The organism is Prochlorococcus sp. MIT 0916 (assembly GCF_047305155.1).
GTDB lineage: Bacteria > Cyanobacteriota > Cyanobacteriia > PCC-6307 > Cyanobiaceae > Prochlorococcus_B.
Genome location: NZ_CP138980.1, coordinates 551700 through 578186 on the forward strand (window position 1 = coordinate 551700; position 26487 = coordinate 578186).

The 26487-nt window shown below is 35.9% G+C and carries 30 protein-coding genes; 9 read left to right on the forward strand and 21 right to left on the reverse strand.

The features are described 5' to 3' along the window. Nucleotides 1-9 precede the first annotated feature (9 nt). From SIB53_RS02950 to ruvB, 3 genes are read right to left on the reverse strand one after another with little or no spacing between them, the layout of a single operon-like run. Entirely contained in the window at nucleotides 10-1194 is a 1185-nt protein-coding gene (locus SIB53_RS02950) for an amidohydrolase (RefSeq protein ID WP_413678713.1), read from the reverse strand. Next, the gene (locus tag SIB53_RS02955; RefSeq protein WP_413678714.1) at nucleotides 1191-1979 is read right to left on the reverse strand and encodes a tetratricopeptide repeat protein; all 789 of its coding nucleotides are present in this window, start codon (nucleotides 1977-1979) and stop codon (nucleotides 1191-1193) included. The genes SIB53_RS02950 and SIB53_RS02955 overlap by 4 nt, the downstream gene beginning before the upstream one ends. Then, nucleotides 1976-3046, reverse strand: coding sequence for a Holliday junction branch migration DNA helicase RuvB (gene ruvB, locus SIB53_RS02960; protein WP_413678715.1), 1071 nt, complete (start codon nucleotides 3044-3046; stop codon nucleotides 1976-1978). The genes SIB53_RS02955 and ruvB overlap by 4 nt, the downstream gene beginning before the upstream one ends. 47 nt (nucleotides 3047-3093) lie before the next feature. On the opposite strand from ruvB, the gene smpB reads away from it, so the two are divergent. Further along, entirely contained in the window at nucleotides 3094-3591 is a 498-nt protein-coding gene (smpB, locus tag SIB53_RS02965) for an SsrA-binding protein SmpB (RefSeq protein ID WP_413679105.1), read from the forward strand. A 33-nt stretch (nucleotides 3592-3624) separates the two neighbouring features. Here the strand turns inward: smpB and SIB53_RS02970 are convergent, their stop codons facing one another. The 6 genes from SIB53_RS02970 to SIB53_RS02995 form a co-directional block, all read right to left on the reverse strand. Then, nucleotides 3625-3876, reverse strand: a complete 252-nt coding sequence (locus SIB53_RS02970; protein ID WP_413678716.1) for a hypothetical protein — start codon at nucleotides 3874-3876, stop codon at nucleotides 3625-3627. A gap of 41 nt (nucleotides 3877-3917) precedes the next feature. After that, the gene (gene lysS / locus SIB53_RS02975; protein WP_413678717.1) at nucleotides 3918-5441 is read right to left on the reverse strand and encodes a lysine--tRNA ligase; all 1524 of its coding nucleotides are present in this window, start codon (nucleotides 5439-5441) and stop codon (nucleotides 3918-3920) included. Nucleotides 5442-5511: 70 nt separating this feature from the next. Beyond that, nucleotides 5512-6252 (reverse strand): response regulator transcription factor RpaB, encoded by a 741-nt coding sequence (gene rpaB / locus SIB53_RS02980; protein ID WP_158467370.1) that lies wholly within the window; start codon nucleotides 6250-6252, stop codon nucleotides 5512-5514. A gap of 179 nt (nucleotides 6253-6431) precedes the next feature. Then, on the reverse strand, nucleotides 6432-6932 hold the full coding sequence (locus SIB53_RS02985; RefSeq protein WP_413678718.1) for a hypothetical protein: 501 nt from the start codon (nucleotides 6930-6932) through the stop codon (nucleotides 6432-6434). Then, the gene (mreC, locus tag SIB53_RS02990) at nucleotides 6919-7674 is read right to left on the reverse strand and encodes a rod shape-determining protein MreC (RefSeq protein ID WP_413678719.1); all 756 of its coding nucleotides are present in this window, start codon (nucleotides 7672-7674) and stop codon (nucleotides 6919-6921) included. Before mreC ends, SIB53_RS02985 begins: the two co-directional genes overlap by 14 nt. Nucleotides 7675-7677: 3 nt before the next feature. Beyond that, a complete protein-coding gene (locus SIB53_RS02995; protein WP_413678720.1) occupies nucleotides 7678-8730 on the reverse strand; it encodes a rod shape-determining protein in 1053 nt (350 codons plus the stop codon). Between the two features lie 85 nt (nucleotides 8731-8815). Here SIB53_RS02995 and SIB53_RS03000 point away from each other — a divergent pair, with 85 nt between their 5' ends. Then, nucleotides 8816-9205, forward strand: a complete 390-nt coding sequence (locus SIB53_RS03000; protein WP_413678721.1) for a single-stranded DNA-binding protein — start codon at nucleotides 8816-8818, stop codon at nucleotides 9203-9205. A gap of 11 nt (nucleotides 9206-9216) precedes the next feature. On the opposite strand, the gene SIB53_RS03005 is transcribed toward SIB53_RS03000, so the two are convergent. After that, nucleotides 9217-9873 carry a DedA family protein gene (locus SIB53_RS03005; protein WP_413678722.1) on the reverse strand — a complete coding sequence of 219 codons (657 nt, stop codon included), beginning with the start codon at nucleotides 9871-9873 and terminating at the stop codon, nucleotides 9217-9219. A gap of 24 nt (nucleotides 9874-9897) precedes the next feature. Continuing rightward, complete coding sequence (ahcY, locus tag SIB53_RS03010; RefSeq protein WP_413678723.1) at nucleotides 9898-11331, reverse strand: adenosylhomocysteinase; 1434 nt, start codon at nucleotides 11329-11331, stop codon at nucleotides 9898-9900. A 24-nt stretch (nucleotides 11332-11355) separates the two neighbouring features. On the opposite strand from ahcY, the gene tsaE reads away from it, so the two are divergent. Next, nucleotides 11356-11874: a tRNA (adenosine(37)-N6)-threonylcarbamoyltransferase complex ATPase subunit type 1 TsaE gene (gene tsaE, locus SIB53_RS03015; RefSeq protein ID WP_413678724.1), complete on the forward strand. Its 519-nt coding sequence runs from the start codon at nucleotides 11356-11358 to the stop codon at nucleotides 11872-11874. On the opposite strand, the gene SIB53_RS03020 is transcribed toward tsaE, so the two are convergent. The 3 genes from SIB53_RS03020 to SIB53_RS03030 form a co-directional block, all read right to left on the reverse strand. Next, nucleotides 11826-12842, reverse strand: a complete 1017-nt coding sequence (locus tag SIB53_RS03020; RefSeq protein WP_413678725.1) for a carbohydrate kinase family protein — start codon at nucleotides 12840-12842, stop codon at nucleotides 11826-11828. The genes tsaE and SIB53_RS03020 overlap by 49 nt on opposite strands. A 36-nt stretch (nucleotides 12843-12878) precedes the next feature. Continuing rightward, a complete protein-coding gene (gene mutT / locus SIB53_RS03025; RefSeq protein WP_413678726.1) occupies nucleotides 12879-14033 on the reverse strand; it encodes an 8-oxo-dGTP diphosphatase MutT in 1155 nt (384 codons plus the stop codon). A gap of 82 nt (nucleotides 14034-14115) precedes the next feature. Beyond that, complete coding sequence (locus tag SIB53_RS03030) at nucleotides 14116-15753, reverse strand: tetratricopeptide repeat-containing sulfotransferase family protein (protein ID WP_413678727.1); 1638 nt, start codon at nucleotides 15751-15753, stop codon at nucleotides 14116-14118. Nucleotides 15754-15919: 166 nt separating this feature from the next. Here SIB53_RS03030 and SIB53_RS03035 point away from each other — a divergent pair, with 166 nt between their 5' ends. Further along, nucleotides 15920-16819, forward strand: a complete 900-nt coding sequence (locus SIB53_RS03035; RefSeq protein ID WP_413678728.1) for an alpha/beta fold hydrolase — start codon at nucleotides 15920-15922, stop codon at nucleotides 16817-16819. Here the strand turns inward: SIB53_RS03035 and SIB53_RS03040 are convergent. Beyond that, nucleotides 16804-17805 carry an RpoD/SigA family RNA polymerase sigma factor gene (locus tag SIB53_RS03040; protein WP_413678729.1) on the reverse strand — a complete coding sequence of 334 codons (1002 nt, stop codon included), beginning with the start codon at nucleotides 17803-17805 and terminating at the stop codon, nucleotides 16804-16806. The genes SIB53_RS03035 and SIB53_RS03040 overlap by 16 nt on opposite strands. Nucleotides 17806-17905: 100 nt before the next feature. Continuing rightward, the gene (gene mgtE, locus SIB53_RS03045; protein ID WP_413678730.1) at nucleotides 17906-19315 is read right to left on the reverse strand and encodes a magnesium transporter; all 1410 of its coding nucleotides are present in this window, start codon (nucleotides 19313-19315) and stop codon (nucleotides 17906-17908) included. A 63-nt stretch (nucleotides 19316-19378) separates the two neighbouring features. On the opposite strand from mgtE, the gene SIB53_RS03050 reads away from it, so the two are divergent. Beyond that, the gene (locus SIB53_RS03050; RefSeq protein ID WP_413678731.1) at nucleotides 19379-19855 is read left to right on the forward strand and encodes a glutathione peroxidase; all 477 of its coding nucleotides are present in this window, start codon (nucleotides 19379-19381) and stop codon (nucleotides 19853-19855) included. Here the strand turns inward: SIB53_RS03050 and SIB53_RS03055 are convergent. The 4 genes from SIB53_RS03055 to gyrB are packed head-to-tail and all read right to left on the reverse strand — an operon-like array spanning nucleotide 19852 to nucleotide 22875. Then, nucleotides 19852-20190, reverse strand: a complete 339-nt coding sequence (locus SIB53_RS03055) for a fluoride efflux transporter FluC (protein ID WP_413678732.1) — start codon at nucleotides 20188-20190, stop codon at nucleotides 19852-19854. The two genes, SIB53_RS03050 and SIB53_RS03055, sit on opposite strands and share 4 nt — an antisense overlap. A gap of 3 nt (nucleotides 20191-20193) precedes the next feature. After that, the gene (locus tag SIB53_RS03060) at nucleotides 20194-20583 is read right to left on the reverse strand and encodes a CrcB family protein (RefSeq protein ID WP_413678733.1); all 390 of its coding nucleotides are present in this window, start codon (nucleotides 20581-20583) and stop codon (nucleotides 20194-20196) included. Beyond that, a complete protein-coding gene (locus SIB53_RS03065; RefSeq protein WP_413678734.1) occupies nucleotides 20570-20908 on the reverse strand; it encodes a hypothetical protein in 339 nt (112 codons plus the stop codon). Before SIB53_RS03065 ends, SIB53_RS03060 begins: the two co-directional genes overlap by 14 nt. Beyond that, the gene (gene gyrB / locus SIB53_RS03070) at nucleotides 20908-22875 is read right to left on the reverse strand and encodes a DNA topoisomerase (ATP-hydrolyzing) subunit B (protein WP_413678735.1); all 1968 of its coding nucleotides are present in this window, start codon (nucleotides 22873-22875) and stop codon (nucleotides 20908-20910) included. The genes SIB53_RS03065 and gyrB overlap by 1 nt, the downstream gene beginning before the upstream one ends. Before the next feature lie 172 nt (nucleotides 22876-23047). Here gyrB and miaA point away from each other — a divergent pair, with 172 nt between their 5' ends. Continuing rightward, nucleotides 23048-23950: a tRNA (adenosine(37)-N6)-dimethylallyltransferase MiaA gene (gene miaA / locus SIB53_RS03075; RefSeq protein ID WP_413678736.1), complete on the forward strand. Its 903-nt coding sequence runs from the start codon at nucleotides 23048-23050 to the stop codon at nucleotides 23948-23950. 59 nt (nucleotides 23951-24009) lie between these two features. Further along, entirely contained in the window at nucleotides 24010-24618 is a 609-nt protein-coding gene (infC, locus tag SIB53_RS03080) for a translation initiation factor IF-3 (RefSeq protein WP_413678737.1), read from the forward strand. Nucleotides 24619-24629: 11 nt separating this feature from the next. Here the strand turns inward: infC and SIB53_RS03085 are convergent, their stop codons facing one another. Next, nucleotides 24630-24803 carry a hypothetical protein gene (locus tag SIB53_RS03085; RefSeq protein WP_413679165.1) on the reverse strand — a complete coding sequence of 58 codons (174 nt, stop codon included), beginning with the start codon at nucleotides 24801-24803 and terminating at the stop codon, nucleotides 24630-24632. On the opposite strand from SIB53_RS03085, the gene SIB53_RS03090 reads away from it, so the two are divergent. Beyond that, the gene (locus tag SIB53_RS03090) at nucleotides 24722-25699 is read left to right on the forward strand and encodes a GntR family transcriptional regulator (protein WP_413679106.1); all 978 of its coding nucleotides are present in this window, start codon (nucleotides 24722-24724) and stop codon (nucleotides 25697-25699) included. The genes SIB53_RS03085 and SIB53_RS03090 overlap by 82 nt on opposite strands. An 18-nt stretch (nucleotides 25700-25717) precedes the next feature. Beyond that, entirely contained in the window at nucleotides 25718-26470 is a 753-nt protein-coding gene (gene cysE, locus SIB53_RS03095; RefSeq protein ID WP_413678738.1) for a serine O-acetyltransferase, read from the forward strand. Nucleotides 26471-26487: the final 17 nt, after the last annotated feature.

A 26487-nucleotide genomic window follows, 5' to 3' on the forward strand; every position in this document is an offset into this window, starting at 1 on the left:
AAATAGTAATTAAATATCTTGAGTAGGCCTAGTAGACATAACTATAGATTGAGACAAAATTTTTATTCCTAATTCAAGGCTTCTTTCATCCAAAGAAAAATATCCGCTATGTAATGGAGCGCATCCTTTATCTCCAGCCACTCCTAATCGAAACATTGTTCCTGGAACATCTTGCAAAAAGAAGGCAAAATCTTCAGCTCCTAATGAAGGATTATCTAAATAAACAATATTCTTTTCATCCATAAAGTTCTTCGCACAAGTAGATAACAAAGTGGTCAAGCCCGGATCGTTATAAACTGGAGGTGCGATTGATTTGAAACTTATTTTCGCCTGAGCTCCATAACTAGAAGCTATGTTTTGCACTATTTGCTCAATCCATAGGGGCAATTGTTGATAAAGGTTTATATCAAGGCACCTAACTGTGCCTAAAAGCTTAACTCTTTCAGCAATAACATTAAAAGCATTGCCTCCTGAAATTTTCCCAAAACTAATAACTACTGGCTTAAGAGCGTCTAAACGTCTACTAATAGCTTCTTGAAGTCCACTAATAACTTTTGCCGCAACCCATATAGGATCTATACCTTCATGAGGTCTGGCCCCATGCCCTCCCTTACCAAGGATATCTATTTCCAACTCAGCAGCGGCAGCGGTAAAAATACCACTTTTGATTCCAATTTTTCCAACTGGCAAGTCAGGATAAACATGCACTCCAAAGAGCGCTTCAATTCCTTCAAGAACCTTTTCAGCTCTCATCCAATTTGCACCTTGAGCAATCTCTTCAGCAGGTTGAAAAATGATTCGAATTCGGGAATTTGTAAGTGTAGTTTTTGCTAATACTTTTGCCACTCCCAAACCAATACAAATATGTAGATCATGGCCACATGCATGCATCAAGCCTTGGATTGAAGAAGAGTAATCCAAACCTGTTTTCTCCTCGATTGGCAAAGCATCCATATCAACGCGTAAACCAACAACAGGTCCGCTTCTATTGCCCATTTCAGCAACCACACCCGTTCTACCAACTGCTTCTTGTACTTCCCAACCAGATTTTCTAAGCTCACCTGCCACAAGAGCAGCAGTTTGATATTCCTGACCACTTAGCTCAGGATGAGCATGAAGATAACGACGTAATTCAAGCAAATCAGGCAGTACATCCTTAGATATAACATCAATTTTTTTTTCTAAATCTTTCATTTATCCTCCAAAGCAAGAAATGCAATCAAATCATTTGTTGGTTTTGGAGGCCATCGACGAATATTCATCAGCCAATCTTTCTCACGGTATCGAATATCTAGTCCAGCCACCGCTGCCCAATTACTTTCTGCTTCACCTTTTAAGCCTTTGCGCCATAGAAGAGCACTTAATGCCGCTCTAGCATCGGCAAACAAGGGATATTTAAGAATTAAGAGTCTGATTTTTTTTTCAGCTAGTTCAAGATCGCCCACTTGATAAGTTGCAAGTGCCTCACTTGATCTAGCCATAGCAATAGCATTATTTGAAGAAGCAGCTTTGGAAAACAATTTCTTTGCTTCAAGCCAATTATCCATTGAACCCATAACATTGGCCAGGTTATATAAAGCTGAAACATCTTTAGGATTCTTCTTTAAAACGTATTCATAATCCTTTCTAGCCTCTTCCCAAAGCTGCAAAGCTTCTTTAGCAATTCCCCTATTAATGTAAGGATCTAAATCTTCAGGAGAAATTTCAATAGCCTGTGTTTGATCTATTATGGCTCCTTGAGGATCACCAAGAGCCAAACGAATATTCCCCCGATTACTTAACGCAGCTGCATCATCTGGATGATCTTGTAAATAAGAACTCCAATCTTTTTCAGCTTGCATGAAATCTCCATCCTTACTTTCTTGAAGAGCTTTTTCAAATAAAAATTTCGGAAGCACCTGAGATTGGGCTGAAAATGGTATAAAACCAAAAACAATAGAAAATAAAAGTAAAACTTTAACAGCTCTTATAATTATCATTGATACATATTATTTTTTGAAGTTAGCAGATAATGTTTTTTAGCTACTGCAGTAACGACCCTTCCTCTAGAAGTTCTCTGTAAAAAGCCAATTTGCATTAAATAAGGCTCAACTACAGTTTCAAGAGTGGTTGAATCCTCGCCAAGGGCAGCAGCCAAAGTTTCAAGGCCTACTGGTCCACCTCGATATTGATTGACTAACAAGCCTAGATAACTTCTATCTGTTGCATCTAACCCTCTTTGATCTACACGATGGAGATAAAGTGCATCATTAACAACCTGTACATCAATCATTTTTGAAGAAGAATGCACCTCTGCAAAATCTCTTACTCTACGTATAAGCCTATTTGCAATTCGGGGAGTACCTCTACTCCTTTTAGCTAATTCTTTAGATGCTTCTTCTGAAATTGATAAGTTAATTAGTTTTGCAGATCTTTTAACTATATTTTCAAGGTCCAAATTATTGTAAAAATCTAGTCGCTGAGTGATGCCAAAACGATCTCGCATAGGGGAGCTCAACGCTGCGGGTTTTGTGGTGGCTCCGACCAAGGTAAAATGTGGGATTTCGATTGATCGCATTCTCGAGGAAGTTCCCTTTCCAACAGTTAAATCCAACCTTCTATCTTCCATCGCAGGATACAAAAGTTCCTGTGAAATGCGATTTAATCTGTGTATCTCATCAACAAAAATCAATTCACGTGGCTGCAAATTGATCAATAATCCAACTATATCCCTTGGACGTTCAAGAGCAGGAGCGCTTGTTACTCTGGCTTTTACTCCCAATTCCTCAGCAATTATCAAAGCCATGGTGGTTTTTCCCAATCCAGGCGGCCCGTAAAGCATTAAATGATCAAGAGCTTCACCTCTTTTCAATGATGCTTTAACTGAGATTTCAAGGACGTTCTTTAATTCAGATTGACCTACAAAATCATCAAACGATCGAGGTCTCATTGAATCTTGTTGAGATAATTTAAGTTCCTCCTTTAAAAGACTGGGACCAACCAATCTTTCCTCTCCTTTATCATTAGGAAGATGCGAATGATTAGTAATTGAAGACACAATTGCCATGAACGAAGGGTAGTGGCATCTCAACAAAAATGGAGCTAAATAGAAGAATGAGCAAAAAAGGAACGAGAAAATCCAAGAAAAATTCCTCAGTTGATGGAATCCGTCGCTTAGCTGACAATCGAAAAGCAAGGTATGAATATGAAATCCTAGAAACACTTGAAACTGGCTTAGAGCTTCTTGGAACAGAAGTTAAATCAATTAGAGCTGGAAAAGTAAACTTAAAAGATGGATTTTGCCTAATCAAGAAAGATCAAATTCAACTTCACAATGTTCATATATCTCCTCATAATCATTCCGGTAAATTTTTCAATCACGAACCCCTAAGAATCAAAAAACTTCTTGCTCATCGAAAAGAAATTGAAAAATTAAAAATAAATTTAGACCGAAAAGGTTTAGCATTAATACCTTTAAGTCTTTATCTTAAAGGGTCATGGATTAAGTTGAAAATTGGAGTTGGGAAAGGAAGAAAGCTTCATGACAAAAGGGATAGAGAGAAAATTAATGACTCTAAAAAAGATGTAGCTAATGCTCTAAAACGATTTTAAAAGAAAAAAATTTATTACTTTAATTATCTATTATCAAGTGGCATCCAAACTAACATTCTCAGGTGGAGCTGATGGGTCAGGGTCGGCAATAAGCATATGTTGTAAAACTATTTCAGGACGCTCGCTATCTCTCCATCTAATGCGATAAGCAGGCATTTTTGTACCCCTGCTTGTAGTTTGCTCAACAGGTTCCATAACCCAACCGCGTCTTGAACGCCCTTGGGGATTCCTTTTCACAACAGCATCTGCGTGCTTGAAACGGAAACCAACTCTCTCACCACTCATCGGAACAAAATCCTTACTCGCCTATTATCCACTCTGATGGGTCACTTTCCAGTTTGTTTTAAATTTGATTCTGGTCGCAAAAGTGGAAAAGCAATAACATCTCTTATCGAAGGGCTATCAGTTAGTAGCATTACAAACCTATCTATTCCTATGCCTAGGCCTCCTGTTGGAGGCATTCCAACTTCAAGAGCATTAATAAAATCTTCATCCAAGCTTTGTGCTTCAAGGTCACCTGCTTCTTTTTTCGCCTGCTGCAAAAGTAAACGTTCTTTTTGATCAATAGGATCAATTAATTCACTAAAAGCATTAGCAGTTTCCCTACCAACAATAAAAAGTTCAAACCTTTCAACTAAACCTTTCTTAGACCTGTGTTTTCTAGCCAATGGAGAAATCTCAATTGGATAATCCATAACGAATGTAGGTTGAATCAGCTTAGGCTCTACTACCTGTTCAAAAGCTTCATTTAATAGTCTTCCGACACTACTCTCAGCCTTATCGGGCACGTGAAGCCCCTTTCGAAGCATTTCAGCTCGAGCATCTTCAACATTATCTTCAAACAATTCAAAATCAATCCCAGTGAATTCCTGAACTAATTGATGCATCGTGGCTCTTCTCCAGGGAGGTTGCAAATCTATTTCTTGCTCTTGATACTTAATTTTGGTCGATCCACAAATCTTTTCGCAAACTGAAGAAAGTAATTTTTCAGTTAATTCCATCATATCAAGATAATCAGCAAAGGCCTCATAGATTTCTACAGAAGTAAATTCAGGATTATGCCTAGTGCTAATTCCTTCATTTCTAAAAATTCTTCCCAATTCATAAACCCTTTGAAATCCACCCACAACAAGTCTTTTTAGATGCAATTCTGTTGCAATTCTCAAATACAAAGGCAAATCCAGTGTGTTGTGATGAGTTATAAAAGGCCTTGCATCCGCTCCGCCAGCTTCTGATTGTAAAACTGGCGTCTCAATTTCCAAAAAGTCTTTTGCATCTAACCATCGTCGAATTGAACTAACTAATAAAGCCCTAGTTCGAAAAGTTTTTCTTGACTGCGGATTCACAATTAAGTCTAAATATCTCTGTCTATAGCGCTTTTCTACATCGGCAAGTCCATGCCATTTATCTGGTAATGGTTGCAAAGATTTTGATAACATTGACCATTTAAAAACCCTTATAGAAAGTTCACCTCTATCAGTTCTCCTTAATATTCCACTGACTCCAATCCAATCTCCAGAGTCCACAAGGGAGGTAATATTCTCAAAATTATTGTTTGGAATTGCACTATTTTGATTTTGATTTAATGTCGCCTTTTCCAAAAAGAGTTGAACCGTACCTGTTTCATCAGCAAGAGTAAAAAAAGCAAGTTTGCCCATAACTCTTCGAGAAGTTACACGCCCTGCGATAGATACTTCGTCTTTTTTTTCTTCGCCATTTGGCAAGTCTGCATATTTTTTCTGCAAAACATCGGCAGAGCAAGTAGGTCGAAAATTTAGACCATACGGACCTTGTCCAAGGCTTTTTAGTGCTTTTGCCTTCTCGAGGCGTGTATCTCTTAATTCAGACAAGGCAATTCATACATACGGCAGGAATAAAATAAATCAAATGAAAAACCTATCAATTTTGAGCTATTAATCTTTAACTGGCAATAGCGGTAGGAAATTCTCCCATTCTTTGAGAAGCGTAGCCAATACCTCTTACAGTTAAAATCAATTCCGGATTCCTTGGATCTGGTTCAAGCTTGCCTCTTAAACGAGCCACGTATACATCTACGACTCTTAAATCCGCTGCTCTTCTAGGAGGGTACCCCCAAAGCTGTTCCAAAATTTCTGCTCGAGGTACAACACGGCCAGGATCACGAAATAATAATTCCAACAAGCTAAATTCTGTGTATGTCAGGCCTATTCTTTCTCCTCCTCTGCTGACTTGCCTTCTATTAGTGTCTACAACAAGATCACCAAGCTTCATTACTCCTTGACCTGAAGGAACTTCTCTAGGCTCATCAACAGTCGGGGCAGGTCCTACTCTTCTCAAAATCGTCGCAATTCTTGCTTCTAACTCTTTTGGACTGAATGGCTTAGCCAAGTAATCATCAGCGCCTAAATCCAAACCTGCAACTCTTTCAGAAATCGCTTCAAGAGCAGTCAAGAATATTATTGGCACACAAGACTCAGCTCTTATTCTTCGACAAACTGCAAAGCCATCCATCTTAGGGAGCATGACATCCAGAACCACTAAGTCTGGCGCTTCTTTGTGAAAAACCTCGAGTGCTTGTTCCCCGTCCTGCGCAGATAAAACTTGATATCCAGCAAGATTAAGCCTTGTGACCAAGACTTTCAATACTGCTGGTTCATCATCTACAACCAAAATGCAGGTCATGAGATTAGCTTTTGCCTTAGTGACAGGAGCATCGGAATTCTATGTCGAAATTGCTCCTTGTTATACGACGATATCATCTTCAAGTAAGGTATTCAAAGCCATTTGACTAATCTAATAGACAGAGTCACCACTAATAAATAATTATTTATTCTATTTTAAAAGCTTGAAAAATTTTTGCATTAGTTTTTTTTATAAGTAATAAGAAGCCATGAAGAGAAAAATGGAGCAACTAATCCAGTAATTATGACCTCGGAAATTAATACATAAATGGACCAAGAATGAAACCAATTATTTCTTAAAACGCTATATATAATAATTTTTTGAATCCAAATAGAAAGGCCAACAAAGGCGGTTCCAAAGATAGCCAGCAAACCAATATTTAGAAATAATTCAATTTTTTTATTATGCAATCCATAGGTACTCCAAACTAGAGACAGAATCAACAAAGATGGAATATAAGAGACATCGCTAATTGTAAACGAATCTATAAAAATTCCTAACAAAACTGAAGCTATCGCAGCCTTCCAAGGAGGATTCTTCAGTGAAATAGGCAACAATAAAATAACTGGCCAACATGGAGTTATTCCATTTAGTGTAAGCAAATCGGGAGAGGTAAGTATACATGCTTGTAAGAAAATTATAGTGAAAAAGATTAAAAATTTCTTATTATTTTTGGCCATTATTCTTCAAGATCTGAACCCAATCTATTGCCTCAGGTGATGCAGTTAATTGAACTATTGCATATGGAGAAGGTAACGCCTTTTCGTTAACAAACTGAACAATGCCAATTGTTAAATTTGGGGGCAATAAAGTACTTGCTGGGGATGTAGTTACAGTATCTCCAATTTTAGCCAAACTATTTTTATTTAAGAAAATTAGTTTTGGTCTATTTGTACCCATCCCCGTCAAAATCCCATGGCGCTTAGTCCGATCAATCCAAGCTCCTACCTGATGACCAGGATCAGTTAATAGTCTAACTCTTGAAGTAAGTGGAGTTACGCTATCAACCAAGCCAATTAAACCGCCTGGTCCAATTACAGTTTGCCCCAGCAAAACTCCAGCTTTTGCGCCCTTATTAATTTCTAGCTGTTGCCACCAATTTCTTGAAGATCGAGATATTACAGCAGCTGAAATTCTTTGATCACTATTAATCTCTTTCAAAGAAAGAGCTCTTCTTAAACGAATATTATCCTCCTCAAGCAATTTTAATCGAATATTTCGTTCAATATTTTCTCCTTCCTTAATCCATTCTCGTTGCGCCGTACCGGGGAGTATTGGGTTTAATAAAATGGAGTATAAATCTAAATATCCTGCTCCTTTTGTCCAACGAATCCCGAATAATAAAGATCCCAACAAAAACATTACCCAAAACTTACTTTTAAAAAGCAAATGAAACCCTATTTTTGGTCGGGCTTTAATCATTGTTCAATCTCGAATTACATTTCGAGCAAAATCAGGCGTATCTAAAACTCTTCGCATTGATTTGAAATCATCTAAAACTAGACCGCATCCATTCACAACGCACAACAATGGATCCTCGGCTACGTGAGTAAAAATTCCTGTTTCATGACTTAACAGATCACTAATTCCTCTAACTAATGCTCCTCCTCCAGCCAGCATTATCCCTCTATCGACAATATCAGCCGCCAGTTCAGGGGGAGTTCTTTCTAGAGTCCTTTTTACAGCATCAACAATCTTATTAAGAGGCTCTGACATAGCTTCACGCAAATCGCCTGCTTTCAAATTAATTGAACGAGGTAAACCTGAAAGTAAATGCAATCCTCTTACATCTATTGATTGCAAATCAAATTCATTAGATGGAAAAGCTGATCCAATTTTAATTTTTATCTCTTCAGCTGTTCTTTCTCCAACTACTAAGTTATGTATTTTTTTCAAATAGGTCGCAATAGAATCATTAATTTCATCACCCGCAACTCTTACAGATTCACTTAAAACTGTTCCACCAAGGCTTAGAACAGCTACTTCAGTTGTACCACCTCCAATATCAACGATCATTGTTCCAATAGGCTCTGTCACCGGCAAGGATGCTCCAATGGCAGCAGCTACAGGTTCATCAATTAAATGCACCTCTCTTGCACCCGCAAGACCAGCTTCACGAACTGCTCGTCTCTCTACACCAGTCACGCCACTAGGAATACCAACCACTAGTCGGGGTGCAATGATTCCACGGCCCTCATTGCATTTTTGAATAAACGTCTTAAGCATTTGCTCAGCCGCATCAAAATCCGCTATCACGCCATCCCTAAGCGGTCTAACGGCCCGAATATTTCCTGGTGTTCGCCCTAACATCAACTTCGCATCATCACCTACAGCGAGAGGAACTCCTTCTTCTAAATCCATTGCTACAACTGAGGGTTCTTGCAATACGATGCCCTTACCAGAAACATAAATCAAGGTATTTGCTGTACCTAAATCAATCCCAATATCTCGGGAGAATTTGAAACGGTTAAAAAACACGGATTTCAATCATTTGAGCCATCATAAAGAGAGTTGAACTAAGATAAAGATATTATTTAGCAACCAGTAAACAGAGGAGGTAATGATGGCAATAAATTCAGTCACTCTTGTTGGCAGAGCAGGACGAGATCCTGAAGTTAGATATTTTGAATCTGGAACTGTAGTGGCGAATCTAACAATGGCTGTCAATAGAAGAAATCGAAACGACGAACCAGATTGGTTTAATCTAGAAATTTGGGGTAAACAAGCCCAAGTAGCAGCTGATTATGTAAAAAAAGGATCCTTGATAGGAATAACTGGTAGCTTCAAATTGGATAGTTGGAAGGATCGCAATACTGGAGAGGATAGAAATAAACCAGTTGTTAGAGTTGATCGTCTCGAATTATTAGGATCCAAAAGAGATTCGGAAAATAGTAATTTCCAAAACAACAATTCATTTAATCCGCAGCCAAGCAATGACGAAATTCCATTTTAAAAATATCGTTTTTAATTGTTAATTAGTTTTCGAAGAGTTTTATAAATTAAAGTTATTAAAGCACCAGAGATAATTAAAATTAAAATAGTCTTAAAGACACTTGAAAAAGGACTAATCCATATTTCAATCTTTGCATAATTATCGCCCAAATAAAATCCTGTGATTGTTAAAAATAAGGTCCAAATTAGGCTTCCTGCAGTTGTCCAAACCAGAAAGGGAGTCACTGGCATCAACTCAACCCCTGCAGGTACAGAAATCAAAGTACGAATTCCGGGTATTAATCTTCCCCAAAATACTAAAGACACGCCATACTTGTTGAACCATTTGCGACTTCGCGCAAGTTCCTGAGCATTAATTCCAATCCAACGTCCATTCTTTTCAAGCCATTTCTCAAGTCTTGTTTCATTCACTAATCTCCCAATTCCATACCAAGGCAAAGCTCCCATAACAGTTCCTATTAAACCTGCTAAAACAACCGGTAGAAAATCTAGTTGGCCTTGTGACACATAAAAGCCCCCAAGAGGCATAATTAACTCTGAAGGAATTGGTGGGATTAGATTTTCCAACAACATTGCAATTAAGATCGCTCCATAGCCAATCAACTGATTAGTCTCAACTGCATTTCCTATTAGTAAGGGTAAAGAAGATATAAATTCAGATATTTCCATGGAGTTTCAATTGTTGAAATATAATTAATAACGATATTGATCTGTCTTATAGGGACCTTCTATTGGAACATTGATATATTTTGATTGTTCTTCAGTTAACTTAGTTAATTTGGCTCCTATTTTGTCTAAATGAAGTATCGCCACCATTTCATCTAAATGTTTTGGCAAAACATAAACTTTATTCAAATATTTAACTCCAAATTTGAATAATTCAATTTGAGCTAAAACTTGATTAGTAAAAGAATTACTCATAACAAAACTAGGATGCCCAGTAGCACATCCAAGATTGACTAATCTTCCTTCTGCTAAAAGAATTATTTTATTACCGCTTGGTAAGGTTATGTGATCAACTTGAGGTTTAATATTTTCCCATTCATAGGATTTTAATGAGGAAACCTCTATTTCATTATCAAAATGGCCGATATTACAAACTATCGATTCATTCTTCATCCTGATCAAATGCTCATGACGAATAACTTGAAAATTTCCTGTAGCAGTCACAAAAATGTCTACATCTTCAACAACTTCATCTAGTCTCACAACTCTAAAACCCTCCATTGCTGCTTGAAGAGCACAGATAGGATCTATCTCAGAAATCATTACTGTTGCGCCTAATCCCCTTAAAGACTGAGCGGAACCTTTTCCAACATCTCCATACCCCATAACAAGGGCTACCTTGCCAGCCACCATTACATCTGTAGCTCTTTTAATGCCATCCACCAAGGATTCTCGGCAACCATAGAGATTATCAAACTTACTTTTAGTAACTGAATCATTTACGTTAATTGCTGGAAAAACAAGTTCACCACTTTTTTCCATTTGGTAAAGACGAGCTACGCCAGTTGTGGTTTCCTCAGTAACTCCTTTTATGCAAGATTTAGCTTTTGAATAAAAAGTTGAATCTTGAGAAAGTTTTTTCTTTATGGAAGCAAATAATGCAATTTCCTCTTCATTTGAGGGGTTATTAAGAACTGAAATATCTTTTTCCGCTTTGCTACCCAAAATAATCAATCCGGTGGCATCTCCACCATCGTCAAGAATCATATTTGCAGATTCACCATCTTTCCATTCGAAAATTTTGTGAGTGTATTCCCAGTATTCATCTAAAGTTTCACCCTTCTTAGCAAAAACAGGCACTCCTGAATTTGCAATAGCTGCAGCAGCATGATCTTGTGTAGAGAAAATATTACATGAAGCCCATCTAACTTTTGCGCCAAGTTCAACCAAGGTCTCAATAAGAACTCCTGTTTGGATAGTCATATGAAGACTACCTGCAATAAAAGCTCCTTTTAATGGTTGTAGGGTTCCATATTTTTTTCTCAGTGCCATCAAACCAGGCATTTCTGTTTCAGCTATTGATAGTTCCTTTCGCCCGAACTCAGCTGAGGTTATATCTTGAACTACGTAATCAAGATTTTTCTCAACATTGTTGAGATTTGATTTGGTTGCTGCAAACATAAATTGAACTCTTTATTGGAGGTTGTGAAACAAGATTCTGAAAAACAATTCGAGGTTTTTAATTCATTTGCTCAGCAAACTAATAATTTCTGCTGGACTTTAGACAAACCTGAATCAACAATGACACTTGGATCAACATTAACAAAAAAATTTACAGATCTAGGTATTCTCCTTTTAAATGGGCCTCTTGGAGCAGGAAAAACTACATTAGTTAAAGGAATTGCTAAAAGCCTTGGAATAAATGAACCAATAACTTCTCCAACCTTTCCTTTATCACAACATTATCTTTCTGGATTTAGACCTCTTGTTCACATTGATCTTTATAGAATAGATGAATGCAGTTCTGCAAATGCATTCTTTCTTCAAGAGGAAGAAGAGGCTAAAAACTTGGGAGCGTTAGTAGTGGTGGAATGGCCAGAGAGGCTATCTCTTCAAATGTACGATGCCTGGAAAGGGAAAATGGAATATTTACCAAATAACCAGGGCCGTTTTTTTCAACTAATCTCTCCAACATCACAAGATAAAAGCATATCCACATCATGAAGATACGGTTGTGAATCAATCGCACCTAACCCTTGGCATACATAGGCACCGCAAGCAACAGCAAATTGAATGATTTCTTTCGCTGCTTGATCATTTATCTGATCTAAATCACAAGATAATAGTTTATAAATTACACCTGCTGTAAAAGCGTCTCCAGCACCAGTTGTATCTACTATAGAAGATGGAGTAATGGCAGATAATGTTCCAAAACTTTTATTAATTAACCATGAAATTGGATTTGATCCATCAGTAACAATAACTGATGGTCGATTAGGTAAAGTTGAAGAGATTTGAACTGGATTTGAAGAATTAAAAAACCATATTGCTTCTTCCTTGGAAAGTTTTATTAAAGAGACATTTTTTAAAATAGACTTTATTTTCTTTTTCTCATCGAGATTAGGTAATACATCTGTCGTTAATTGATTTCGCCAAAAAGTAGGTCTCCAATTCAAATCTAAAGCAATCTGCATTCCAGTATTTATAGCTTTATCAATACACCAACAAAAGGCCTCTGAGGAAGTTTCAGATGCTAAGGGAATTGTTCCAATCACGAGCCATTTGGCTCCATCAGCAATCATTGGCCAATCATGAATTATTTTTTCACGCGATATGGCTTGATCAGCAAACCCCAAGCCTTGATCACCCTGAAACCCCTCAAAAGATCTTTCGCCTTTTATGTCTCTTCGAACCAATACAATTCTTGTAGGACGAGAGTGATCTTGTTGCAATCCACCTGTATTAATACCTCTTTTAATCATTAAATTCTTAAAGTTTTTACCAAATTCATCATTTCCAAGCGAGCTAATAAAAGAAACATCCACCCCTAAACGACTTAAGCCACAAGCAACGTTCGCAGGAGCACCACCAAAGCAATCTGAGAGAGGAAGATCAATAGCTGGGTCTCCTCCAGGCGGACCCAATCGATCTATTAAACATTCTCCAAATGAAATTACATTTTTAGATTCCATATTTATTTTTCCATTAATTTAAGTATTATTATTAATTTAAAGTCTTTCACATTCAATACCTAGATACTCAAGTAAAGCAGATATAATTTTCGAATTCGCAGAAGGGAAAGGAAAATCCAAAAGCCTAATTGGTGCAACCCAAAGGATTTTTTGACTTGCCAATGGCTTAGGATTTCCTGATTTCAACTTACATAAATAAACTTCAAATTGTAATTTCCTATGACTATATGAATGATCAAATGACAAAAGTTGGTTTCCAACTTGTACTTCTATCCCTAGCTCCTCTCTTACTTCTCTTTTGATCGTATCTTCTATAGATTCATTAGACTCTTTTTTGCCTCCTGGAAATTCCCACATTCCTCCCATACTAGAACTCTCTAGACGCTGATCAATAATTAAATCTCCATTGCTATTAAAAACAAGTGCAATACCTATTTTTTCGATAGGTATTATCTTTTTCATTTTTTTCTTAGGGAAATCTATTGGATCATAGTTGATATATGCAAGACAATATTGCTGTAAAGGACAATACAAGCATTTTGGTTTTTTTAATGTACAGACAGTTGCACCTAAGTCCATCAAAGCTTGATTAAAATCTCTGGCTCTATACAGAGGCAATAATTGTTTACTTAATTTCCATAATCTGTTTTGATCTTTATCCAGAGTCTTTTCACTGGCTATCAATCTAGAAAGGATTCTCTTAACATTTCCATCTAAAATAGGAAAAGGTTTGTCAAAAGCAGACGAAATAATACTACCTGCTGTACTTTTCCCTACACCAGGCAAAACAATCCAAGAATTTAAATCGGTTGGCCATGATAATGGATCTAATGTATTATCTTTTCCAATATGTTCAATCAATAATTTCGAAGACTTTTGAATACGCATTGCTCGTGAATAAAAACCTAACCCTCTCCAGTGCATTAAAATATTATGCTCATTTGAATCAACTAAATTATTCAATAAAGGAAATGTTTTCATCCATTTTTCCCAATATGGCAAAACCACATTCAGTTGAGTCTGCTGCAGCATTATTTCAGCAATCCAGATGCCATAGGGTGAAATAATCTCACCATTTTCAGGAGGTAAGCCATCAGAATTCAATTTCCAGGGAATCCAGTGACGTCCATAATCATCAAACCAGTTTAAAAGATCTTTTTGTAGACCAATAATTAGATTATTTTTTATCATTTAAAAGTAAAAAAGTTGCAAATAAACATAAATAATATGGATTTATAATTATATATTTTTATTGACATAAGCCTTAAGTCAATTAATTTATATTAGATGTATCAGTCTTTGCAAAAATATCAATAATTGGTTCCAAAAGGCTTTTGTAATTCTTCCACCCTCCTATAGACTTAGAATTAATTGGAGAACGGACTTGAACTCTACTTGCAGTTGAGACTGATCGAGAATTCAGATGTGGAGATTCATAAGAATCATTCCAATCCCAACCTAGCCAAGATATCAAACTTCTTATTTCTGTATATGGATTAGTTACTAGGAAGTCATAATTCAAACTATATATTTTTGAAGGATATTGTTTTTTATATATATTCATTTTCTTTTCCTGATCTAAATAAACCTTTGCACAATCTATTAAAGATGAAGAATATTCATTACCCTTCGAAAAATGTGCTCTAAAAATTGAGAGAATATTATCTAATGGATTTCTAAAACAATGAATAACAAATGCATTTGGTATATGAGATAATATAATACCAACATACTGATAATTATAAAGCCATTTATTAGTTATAATTGAAGAGTTATTTGCAAGGATATTCAATTTCTTTAAATAAACTTCATCAAGATTTATATTCCTATTTTCTGATTTCAATCTTTTCCATTCTAAAAATGAATCTTCAAAGATATTAACCTCGCCTAAATCATTAATGTCAGGGTTCATACTTAATATTGATTCAAGCAAAGTAGAACCACTTCTAGGCATCCCGACAATAAATATGCTTTTAGGTATTTCAGAATCACATGAATCAGAGATATCTTTCTTCAATGATTCTTTCATTAAAGTTCTAGATTTATGAAGCCTATAATCTAAATTAGATGGATAAAGAGTAAGTTTAAGATTATTAGCCATAATCAAATATTGACTACTCAAATCAAATTGTTTTTTCTTATGAAGTATATTTGCCCTAGCAAAATATATATCAATTTTATCTTTACTTCCTTTATTAAGTAATATACGATCTGAAAAAATATGATCCTGCCAATCGCCAGAATTCTTTATCATAGGTAATGTTGACAAGATATAGTAAGGTTTGATTAGCTTAGGGTCTAAATCTATAGTTTTTTGAATATATATAATTGCTTCGTCTAATTTTCCCATATCTATTAAGATATTAGCTAAATTCAGATAGCATTCAGCACCACTGGGGTTAAGATTGATTGCTTTTCTTGTGTATTTTTCAGCATCAATTAATTGACCTTTATCTTTCATAATATTACCTAAATTTAAAAATGCATTTGCAAATCTAGGATTTATCTCTATAGCTTTTCGAGTATATTTTTCAGCTTCTTCTAGATTTTTCTGCTCCTTATATATATACCCTAAATTAGAATAGCATTCTGATCTCTTAGGAAATAATTGGATGGATTTTTTATACAGTTTTATCGCCTTCGAAATTTCTCCTCTTTTCTGACATATGACTCCATAATTAGAAAACACTCTTACATCAATAAAACCTTGATTTATAAATAATTGATAATATTTAGATGCCTCGAAAATATCACCTTGAGAATGAAGACTTAAAGCTTTTTCGATGATTTCGGCTTCGGAAAGATTTATTAGATTATTTGTATATATATTAGCATCCTTTTCAATATATGTTTCTGAGGAAGGAACTGTATATGTAATTATTTTGTTCAATTGTTTACCATTTCCATTCATTACTTTTATTTGTTATTAACAAAAGCTAGACTGATTTTAATTACTGATAAAAATTCTGCAATAAAATATTCATTTAAAATTATACAAAAACAAGATATACTAAAATTATTATTTTACAAAAAGGTTTATTATAATTGAGAACAACCTTAAAATTCAATCAGAGCGGATGCGACATTTCTGGAATTGGAAAAATTATCAAATCGCATGGCAATTAGAGGGAAACAAAAACGATGCGGCAGTTGCAACTGTTTTAATACATGGATTTGGAGCTTGTAAAGATCATTGGAGGTATAATCAAACAGAAATAAGCACAATATCACCTTGCTATGCAATAGATCTGATAGGTTTTGGAGAAAGCAGTCAACCCAATTCTCAACTTTTATTCGAAAAAAAAGCACCAACAAATTTTCATTATTGCTTTGACAATTGGAGTAAGCAAATTATCGATTTTTGTAATGAAAAAGTTAAAAAACCAGTGATTTTAGTAGGCAATTCTATAGGAGCAGTTGTTGCGTTAAATGCGTCAGCGAAGTTACTCCATGGATGTTCAGGAATTATCTTAATTGACTGCGCTCAGAGAACCATGGATGACAAACGATTATCAGAACAATCTTTGCCTATGCGTTTTTTAAGGCCAATAATTAAAACGTTAGTAAGACAAAGATTTTTAAGTTCAAGTCTATTCAAAAATGCCTCAAACGCAAAGTTCATAGAAAAAGTTTTATTAGTTGCATATCCAAGTAAAAAAAATGTTAATCAAGAATTAATAAATCTACTGTTGAAACCTACTAAAAGGAAAGGTTCGGCAGAGGCTTTTAGAGGTTTTATTAATCTATTCAATGATCATTTAGCACCAGAATTGCTGAAGAACATAAAAATCCCAGTGTATTTAATATGGGGTGAAAAAGATCCCTGGGAACCTCTAGAGGAAGCTCAAAAATGGTTTAAAAAATTTGAATGCATTAAATCTCTGGATATTATTCCCCGTGCAGGGCATTGCCCACATGATGAAATGCCAGAAAAGGTCAACCCTATCCTTAAAAAGATAATTCAGGAAGCCATATAGGCTTCAACGGATGAACCAACCTTTCTTAAACCTCTTAATCCATCTCGCTCTAAATTTCTTACTCGATCACGACTTATACCTAAGACTCTTCCAATACCAGTTAGGCTCATTGGGTCATCACCGTCCATGCCATAACGCATTCTTAATACTCGATTTTGTAGTTCAGGCAATTGTTCAAGTAATGTTTCTAAATCTCCCTTCATACAATCGCTTTCTATTTGCTCGGAAGGCATATCAATGTCATTAGAAAGAAGATCTAACAAGATAGTATCTTCACCATCACCAATTTTTGTTTCTAGACTAACTGGCTGCCCAGCTCGACTCATTAAATCTTTTACGTCATTTTCAGGTAATTCAACGTATTCTGATAATTCTTTCAATGTTGGAGTTCTAGAAAGTTCTTGGCTTAGCTCTCGTTGACCTTTTTTAAGTTTATTTAGCATTTCGGTTATATGAATAGGGAGTCTTATTGATCTGCTTTTCTCAGCAATTGCTCTAGTAATGCCTTGACGAATCCACCAGTAGGCATAAGTAGAAAACTTGTATCCACGAGTGGGATCAAATTTTTCAACACCTCTAACTAAGCCAATAGTTCCTTCTTGGATGAGATCTAATAATTCCATATTTCTTTTTGTATATTTCTTCGCCACACTTACTACCAAACGAAGATTTGCGGCAACCATTCTTTCTTTAGCTCGTCTTCCACTTTTGAGCTTCTTTTTTAATTGCATAGTGGATATACCCGCTTTATCGGCAAAAATATTGATTTCTGGCTTCTCCCCAAGATCACTTTCAAGTTGTGACTCGAGATTTTCAAGAGCCATAAGGTCTTGTACCTGTCTTCCTAGTGTTATTTCCTGTTCGTGTGACAATAAAGGGACTCTCCCAATATCCCTTAAATAAGAGCGAACTAAATCTATATCAGTTACAGATCTTGCTGCAGCAGGTGGATTTTTAGTCTGAATAGCCCCTACTGCCGTTGTCATAAGTTTGTTTAGTTTTGTAAAGCTTACTACTAAGAATTGTAAAGATCAATTAAGCAGTGCTCGGCTTTCCCCACTTTGAGTACAAACACTTATTCGGCTTCTACGCCAGTCTTCCTAGAAGCCAAGAAGCTGTTTTCAGGTAAATCAATACTCCTGCAACATCAGTAGCGGTTGTAATAAATGGTGCAGACATTAGAGCGGGGTCTAAACCCATACGATCAAAAAGTAAAGGCAACGCAGCCCCTGCAGTGGCTGCAAGAGTTGTAATAGAAATCAAGCTTATCCCTACAGCTGTTGCTACCAAAGGTCCCTGACCTTGCCACCAAGCAAAAGGAACAACAAATAGAGCCATCAAGACTCCAAGTAAAGCGCCTGCCAATGCTTCTTTTGCAATAGCCTTAAAAAGGCCCAGTCGTTGAATTCTTTGCGTACTCAAGCCTCGAATCACAACCGTTGAGCTTTGAGCTCCAACATTGCCACCCGCTCCGATTAATAGAGGGATAAAAGCAGCTAATAAAACTACTTGCTTTAAAACTTCATCATTCATAGCTATGACTTGAGTTGTCAATCCATTAGCTAAAACCAAAACGGCAAGCCAAACTATGCGTCGCCTAGCCACTACGAATAAATTGCTCTGAAAATAATCATCTTCATCTCCAGCTTGAACTGCACCCGCGGCATAAATGTCCCTTGTTGCCTCTTGTTCAATTACATCTATAACATCATCAACAGTGACAATACCAACAAGTCTTTTTTCAAGATCAACAACAGGTAAAGCTAAAAAGTCATATCTTTGAATTGCTCTTGCAACCTCTTCTTGATCAGTATCAGTTCTTACATTAACAACATCTCTTGTCATCACTGCGCCAATTAGCGAGTCAGGATCAGCAACCACTAAGTCCCTTAAAGATAAAATTCCAGTTAAATGCCTCTCTTTGTCAGTGACATAAAGGCTGTAAATTGTTTCTGAGAAAGTAGCTCTTTGTCTGACTAGTTTCAACGCTTGAGAGACACTAAGAAATTCTTTAAGATCTATAAATTCAGTAGTCATTAGTCTGCCAGCTGTTTCCGATTCATAACCCAAAAGCTGAGCAGTTACTCGTCTTTCTTCAGGACTTAGCTCTGCAAGCAACCGCCTGACAACTTTTGCCGGCAACTCATCAAAAAGACGTACACGATCATCAGGTGACATCTCCTCTACTAAGTCCAGGACTTCATTCGACCTCAAACGATCTAAAAGATTTTGTTGAACTGAAGGCTCTAAATATTCATAAACCTCAATTGCTTCATTTTTATTTAATAGCCTGAAAGCCAATGCTTGTAAAATCATTGGCAAAGTCCCTACAGCCTGAGCGATGTCAACAGGCTGAACAGGACTTAGAAGTGATTTAACGCCATCGTAATTGCCTGCAGAAAGCATTGCCTCTAGTTGATGCGCAACTGCTTCTGCGACCGAACTACCATTTGATAAAGATTGAGTCTCAATTGATGCCCCTAAGTGATCATTCATATTTCGAGCAACAAGCCTATATTATTTTATGGCTAACTTCTATTTTTTTTTACTTCGATATCCATGTCCGTAAATATCAGCAAAGTTGAAGTCTTCTCTTTCGAAAATGAAAAAATAACTTTTGATCATTTCAGAGGAGATGTTTTATTGATTGTTAATGTCGCTAGCAAGTGTGGATTCACCAAGCAATATCAAGGTCTACAGAATCTACAAGACAAGTATGAATCACAAGGGTTCAGAGTTTTGGGTTTTCCTTGTAATGACTTTGGCAATCAAGAACCTGGAGAGTTAGAAGAAATCAAACAATTCTGCTCAATCTCTTATGGAGCAAACTTCCAACTGTTCCAAAAAGTTCATGGAAAAGGTAAGACAACTGAACCATTTACGACCTTGAATAAAGTCATTCCAGCCGGCGACATTGAGTGGAACTTTGAAAAATTTCTAATTGATAGAAAAGGAGAGGCCATAGCCAGGTTTAAAAGTTCAGTAGAACCGGAAAGTTTGGAAATGACTAACGCAATTGAAAAATTATTGCATTAAAAATGTTTCGCTAATAAATGTCCAAAAGCAAAAGCAAAACATCCTATTAGGACAGCTAATATTGAATTCAAAAAAAATAGCTTATAAAAGCCGTGGCTTATTAATTCAAATAATTTTAAAGACCATCCACTATATGAAGTTAATGATCCACAAAAACTAAATCCAAACACCAATTTATATTTCCTAGGAATTGGCAAACTATTAATAAACCCCAATAAAAAACAACCAACTATATTGACGATCCAAATTTTATCAATTTGCCAACGAAATATTGCAGCTGGAACTGCTCCTATTGAAATCAAAAATAAATTATTTTTTTTGAATAAATTCTCCATTTATTAATTACCTAAAAAAAGGCCAAACCCTAAAGCAATTATTCCTGAAATCAAAGAAATACAAAATAATTTTAATGCTCTATAAAATTTATATTGCATGAAAAGATTAAATAATTCATCAACAAATGCAGAAAATGTACTTAGACTTCCTAGTAAACCGATTGAAATTAATAATAGTAATTGATAAGAAAAATTATAAGAGCTAATCCTCGTTTGAAATGAAATAAAAAAACCAAGCAGAAAAGAAGAAAAAGAATTAATTATGCTAATACTTAATGATTTACTGAAATTGAGTTTTTCAAATTGTTTATAAATAAAAAATCTAATATTAGCCCCCAATATCGCTCCAAAAGAAACTAATAATATATCTTGAAATAGATCAAAAATTGCCAATATTTACCCATCCTTTTTTATAAAAGAACTGATAAAAATCCTGATTAAGAACATTAACTAATAACCACTTACAGCCATCATTACTATGCCAAACTTTCAATATATTCACTGGAGTTCCTGCTTTGACACTAGTTAAAACAGATGAATTATTAGAGGCTGAAGAAAGCAAATTAAATTCTTTCAATGCAATTATTGGAGATATAGTATTTTTTTCTCTCTGCTGAATATTTGATTTTTGTGCCCCTCCAGCAGGCAAGGTTGTTGGAACTACCAACGCAATGCCCAAAAGCCATGTCCAGACTATAAAAGTACTAAGTAAATTCATCAAATGTCTAAAGTAGAAAAATCGAGTTCAAGGCTATGTGTTTCAATAAACTCTCTTCTTGGCGCAACTTTATCGCCCATTAATATTGTAAATATCCTATCAGCTTCCAGAGCATCTTCTATCTCAACTCTTTTCATCATTCTTGTTTTAGGGTCCATGGTTGTCTCCCATAATTGTTTTGGCATCATTTCTCCTAATCCTTTAAATCTTTGGATAGAATAGTTAGCCTTTTCTCCGAAATTGGAAAGTGTTTTTTGCAAATCTGATTCGTTATAGCAATAAGTATGATTCTTTCCGCGTTCTACCTTATATAAAGGAGGACAAGCTATATATATATATCCACCTTCTACAAGAGCCTTTTGATACCTATAAAAGAAAGTCAAAAGCAAAGTTCTAATATGGGCACCATCAACGTCAGCATCAGTCATGATTACTACTCTGTGATACCTAAGATTCTTAACTTGAAAATCTTCTCCTTTAATACCTAAACCTAAAGCTGTTATTAAAGATTGAATCTCAGTGTTTTTATATATTTTCGCATCATCAGTTTTTTCAATATTTAAAATTTTTCCTCTCAAAGGCAAAATTGCTTGAAATTTTCTATCTCTTCCTTGCTTCGCCGAACCACCAGCAGAATCTCCCTCAACAATATAAATCTCTGATTCTGATGGATCTCTCGAGCTGCAATCTGCCAATTTACCTGGCAATGTCGAACTTTCTAGAACACTTTTTCTACGAACAAGTTCTCTAGCTCTTCTTGCTGCCTCAGCTGCATTAAACGCTTGAATTGCTTTCTCTAAGATTAAATCAATTACACCTGGATTGAATTCTAAATATTGACTCAGAGACTCACCAACCAAGCTATCGACTATTCCGCGTACTTCAGTATTTCCTAATTTTGTTTTAGTTTGACCTTCGAATTCTGGGTCTGGAACTTTTACAGATAGAACAGCTGTTAATCCTTCTCTAATATTTTCACCAGCTAAGTTCGCGTCTCCATCTTTTCTCTTACCCCTTTTCTTTGCAAAAGAATTTAAAGTTCGAGTGAGAACTGTTTTTAGTCCTTCAATATGTGTTCCACCATCTATCGTACGAATATTATTAGCAAATCCTAAAATACTATCTGAATAAGCATCAACGCACCACTGCATTGCTGCTTCAACTTGAACTCCATCTTTTTCAGAATTTACATAAATAATTTCTTGGTGTAAAGAATCTTTTTCTTTAGTCATATAGTCTACATATTCTTTGATACCGCCCTCGTAAAAATAAACTTCCTCATAAAATTGCTGATCAGAATCTAAAGACTTATTTCTCTCATCACGAAATACAATACGCACACCACCATTCAAATAAGCTAGTTCTCTAAGTCTTGAAGATAAGATTCCATATTCAAAAGATGTTCCATCAGTAAAAATTTGATCATCAGGTTTAAAACAAACTGTAGTACCAGTAAGAGTTTTATCAGATTTAGACATATCTTCAGATTTAAGACTGCCAATTGATGAGCCTCTTTCAAATCTCTGGAAATGAACTTTTTGTTGCCTTCTAACCGTTACTTCCACCCACTCACTTAAAGCATTTACAACCGAAATACCAACACCGTGCAAACCCCCAGAAACCTTATAACCCCCGCTTCCAAATTTTCCACCTGCATGCAAAACAGTGAGAACTGTCTCAAGAGCACTTTTACCAGTACGAGGATGAATATCAGTTGGAATTCCTCGACCATTATCTGAGACTGAGACTGATCCATCCTCAGAAAGTACAATTGTGATTTGATCACAATGCCCAGCCAGGGCTTCATCTACAGCATTATCAACAACTTCATATACAAGATGATGCAGACCTTTTGACCCAGTTGAGCCTATATACATTCCAGGTCGCTTTCTGACAGGTTCTAAGCCTTCCAGTACTTGGATCTGCTCAGCGCCATAAGCCGCTTGAACTTTTGAATCTTTACTCATTCGGATAACAGCAAACAGGCAAGGTTGTCTTGGATACGAGCATTAGTCGAAACCTTTCCCGAAATTTCAATTTAACATTGGTATTAAGGAAAGTCTTAGGAAAAATTTCAAAACCAAATCAAAAAATCTAATTCCATGCAATTACTGCTAATAAACCCCCTTACAGAGAATCATGCAACCCAATAATCAGCCTCTTGTGATAGCCATTATGGGCCCAACTGCAAGCGGAAAAACAAAGCTTGCAATTGATATTGCAAAAAAAATCAATTCAAATATTCATAATGTCGATTCTCGCCAAATCTATATTGATATGAATATTGGAACTGCAAAACCAACAACAGATCAACAAAAACTAGTAAAACATTTTTTAATTGATCTTTGCTTACCATCTGAACCGATCAATCTTCATGATTTTCAATCAATAGCGAAAGCATCGATAGAAAGAGAATTTAGAGAAAAGAAATTAACATTACTTGTGGGAGGTAGCGGATTATATCTTCAAGCCTTAATAGGAGGACTTAATCCACCTGCAGTACCGCCTCAAGACTTCTTAAGGAATCAGCTCTACAAAATACACAAAACGGAACGACATAAATTATTAAAATGTTGTGACCCTTATTCTGCAGAGAAAATACATCCAGAAGATTCCATAAGAGTAATTCGAGCTCTAGAGGTTTTTTATGCCACAGGAAAAATGTTTTCTCAACAAAAAAACTTGAAACCTACTCCTTGGAAAGTTTTAGAACTTGGATTAAACCCTGGCAATTTAATCACAAGAATCCAACATAGAACTAAACAAATGTATAGAAATGGGTTAATTGAAGAAACTAAAGATTTGATTATTAAATACGGAAATGATTTAAAGTTGCTTAAAACTATTGGATATGGTGAAGCAAGGTCTATTATTAATGGAACATTAAACTATGAGGAGGCTTTAGAAATAACAATAAAACGAACAAGCCAATTAGCCAAAAGACAAAAAACTTGGTTTAAAAATAAGCACAATTCTAAATGGCTCAATGATGATAAGGAATTGTCCGAAGCTTTAACTTACATCTATGAGATTCTGGGTTGATTAGTTCATATATGCTTAGAATTGCTTCAAAGGTACTTTCCTCGTTAATTAATTACTGAATGCCACCACGTCCCCGTTTTGATCGTCGCGCTCCAGAAAGAGAGTTGCCCAACATTAATGAAAGAATCAACTATTCAAGCTTGAGGGTTGTTGATTCAGATGGCACACAGCTTGGTGTCATAAGTAGAGAAAAAGCATTAGAAGTTGCTCAAGACAGGGAGCTAGATCTTGTTTTAGTAAGCGAGAAGGCTACTCCTCCAGTATGCCGAATCATGAATTATGGAAAATTTAAGTTTGAGCAAGAAAAAAAGGCAAAAGAAGCTAAGAAAAAATCACACCAAACAGAGGTTAAAGAAGTAAAAATGAGGTATAAAATTGATCAACACGATTATCAAGTTCGTATTAGTCAAGCCACTAGATTCTTAAAAGCAGGAGATAAAGTTAAATGTACGGTGATTTTTAGAGGTCGAGAAATTCAACATACTGCGCTCGCCGAAACTCTATTAAAAAGAATGGCTCAGGATCTGGAAGAGAAAGCAGAAGTTCAACAATCCCCTAAAAGAGAAGGAAGAAACATGATTATGTTTCTAACTCCCCGTAAAACTCCACTGTTAAAAAAAGAAACAGAAGCAACTGAACCCAAAAAAGCCTTGAGAACAATAAATTAACTTACATAAAATTATCCTTGGACAAACAAATATTTGTTACTAGCTCTTCTATTTATTAATGTAGCCACATTCACACCTGGCATATGAGCGCGTGAAATTCCACATACAACAGGACAGTGAAATCCCTGCATCAAGTCAGTTATATAACCAGATCTGCTTTGCCATTGCCGCAAGGCATTACCCACCTGGTCATAGACTGCCTAGTACCAGACAACTTGCTATGCAAACTGGGTTGCATAGAAACACTATAAGCAAAGTTTATAGACAACTAGAAACCGATGGTGTCGTTGAGGCTATAGCAGGATCAGGTATTTATGTTCGTGATCAGCAAAAACAAAAAGATTTAAGAAGTAGCTCTTATGCAATACGTAAAAAAGGTATTAAAGATATAGACCATGAGGTTCGTAAAAGTATTGATGAACTTTTAAATTCAGGATGCACACTGCAACAAACAAGAGAATTATTTACTCGAGAAATTGATTGGAGGCTTAGATGTGGAGCCCGCTTACTTGTTAGTACACCCAGAGAGGATATAGGGGCATCATTGCTGATTGCTGAAGAGTTGGCTCCCCATTTAGATGTCCCAGTGGAGGTTGTACCCATGGAAGAGCTTGAAAGTGTATTAGAAAGTTCAAGTAAAGGAACAGTCGTCACTAGTAGATACTTCTTACAACCTTTAGAAGAGTTAGCCAAGCGTCATAAAGTAAGAGCCATAGCTGTTGATTTGAGTGATTTTCAAAAAGAACTAACTATTTTAAAAAAGCTGCGCTCAGGTAGTTGTGTCGGAATCGTAAGTATCAGCCCAGGAATTCTCAGAGCTGCAGAAGTAATAGTACACAGTATGCGCGGCAATGAAATACTTTTAATGACTGCCAATCCTGATGTGGGTAGTCGTCTAATTGCTTTATTGAGAGCTGCTAGTCACGTCATTTGTGATAGTCCTAGCTTGCCTGTGATTGAACATACTTTGAGACAAAATAGATCTCAATTAATGAGAATGCCACAAATTCATTGTGCCCAAAAGTATCTTAGCGACTCTACAATTGAAGAGTTAAGTAAAGAGATTGGCCTTCTTGAATAAACATTGCATGTTAAATCAATGTTTCGATCACTAAGAACTGATTTTGCGATAATCAAAGAAAGGGATCCTGCAGCAAGAGGTGTCTGGGAAATAATATTTTGTTATCCAGGCTTTCAAGCTCTAACAGTACATAGACTCAGTCATCAACTTTGGAAATATAAACTGCCACTTTTACCAAGGTTACTTAGTCACGTAACAAGATTTTTGACAGGTGTTGAAATACATCCAGGTGCAAAGATTGGTAAAGGTGTCTTTATAGATCATGGAATGGGTGTAGTAATTGGAGAAACAAGTGAAATAGGCGATAGATGTTTGCTGTATCAAGGTGTAACTTTGGGTGGTACGGGTAAAGAAAGTGGAAAAAGACACCCAACTCTTCAAGCTAATGTCGTTGTAGGTGCAGGAGCAAAAGTCCTTGGAGGTATTTGCGTAGGAAGTAATACAAGAATTGGGGCAGGATCAGTTGTCGTCAAAAATGTTAAAGCCAATAGCACTGTTGTAGGCATTCCTGGACGAGTAGTGCATCAAAGTGGAGCAAAGATAAATCCCTTAGCACATTCAGCACTTCCAGATACAGAAGCAAATGTACTTAGAAACCTTATGGAAAGAATTGATCAATTAGAAAATGATATTTTAGGCCTACAAGATCTAATAATTAAGATTCAGACTAATAAAAAGAAAGAAGATATAATCATTGGTGAATCTCAGAACCTTAGAGATAAAGAAATAATAGAGTTTATTGGAGATAACTTCAAAGATGATAGTGCTTAATTTTACTTACTAATTAT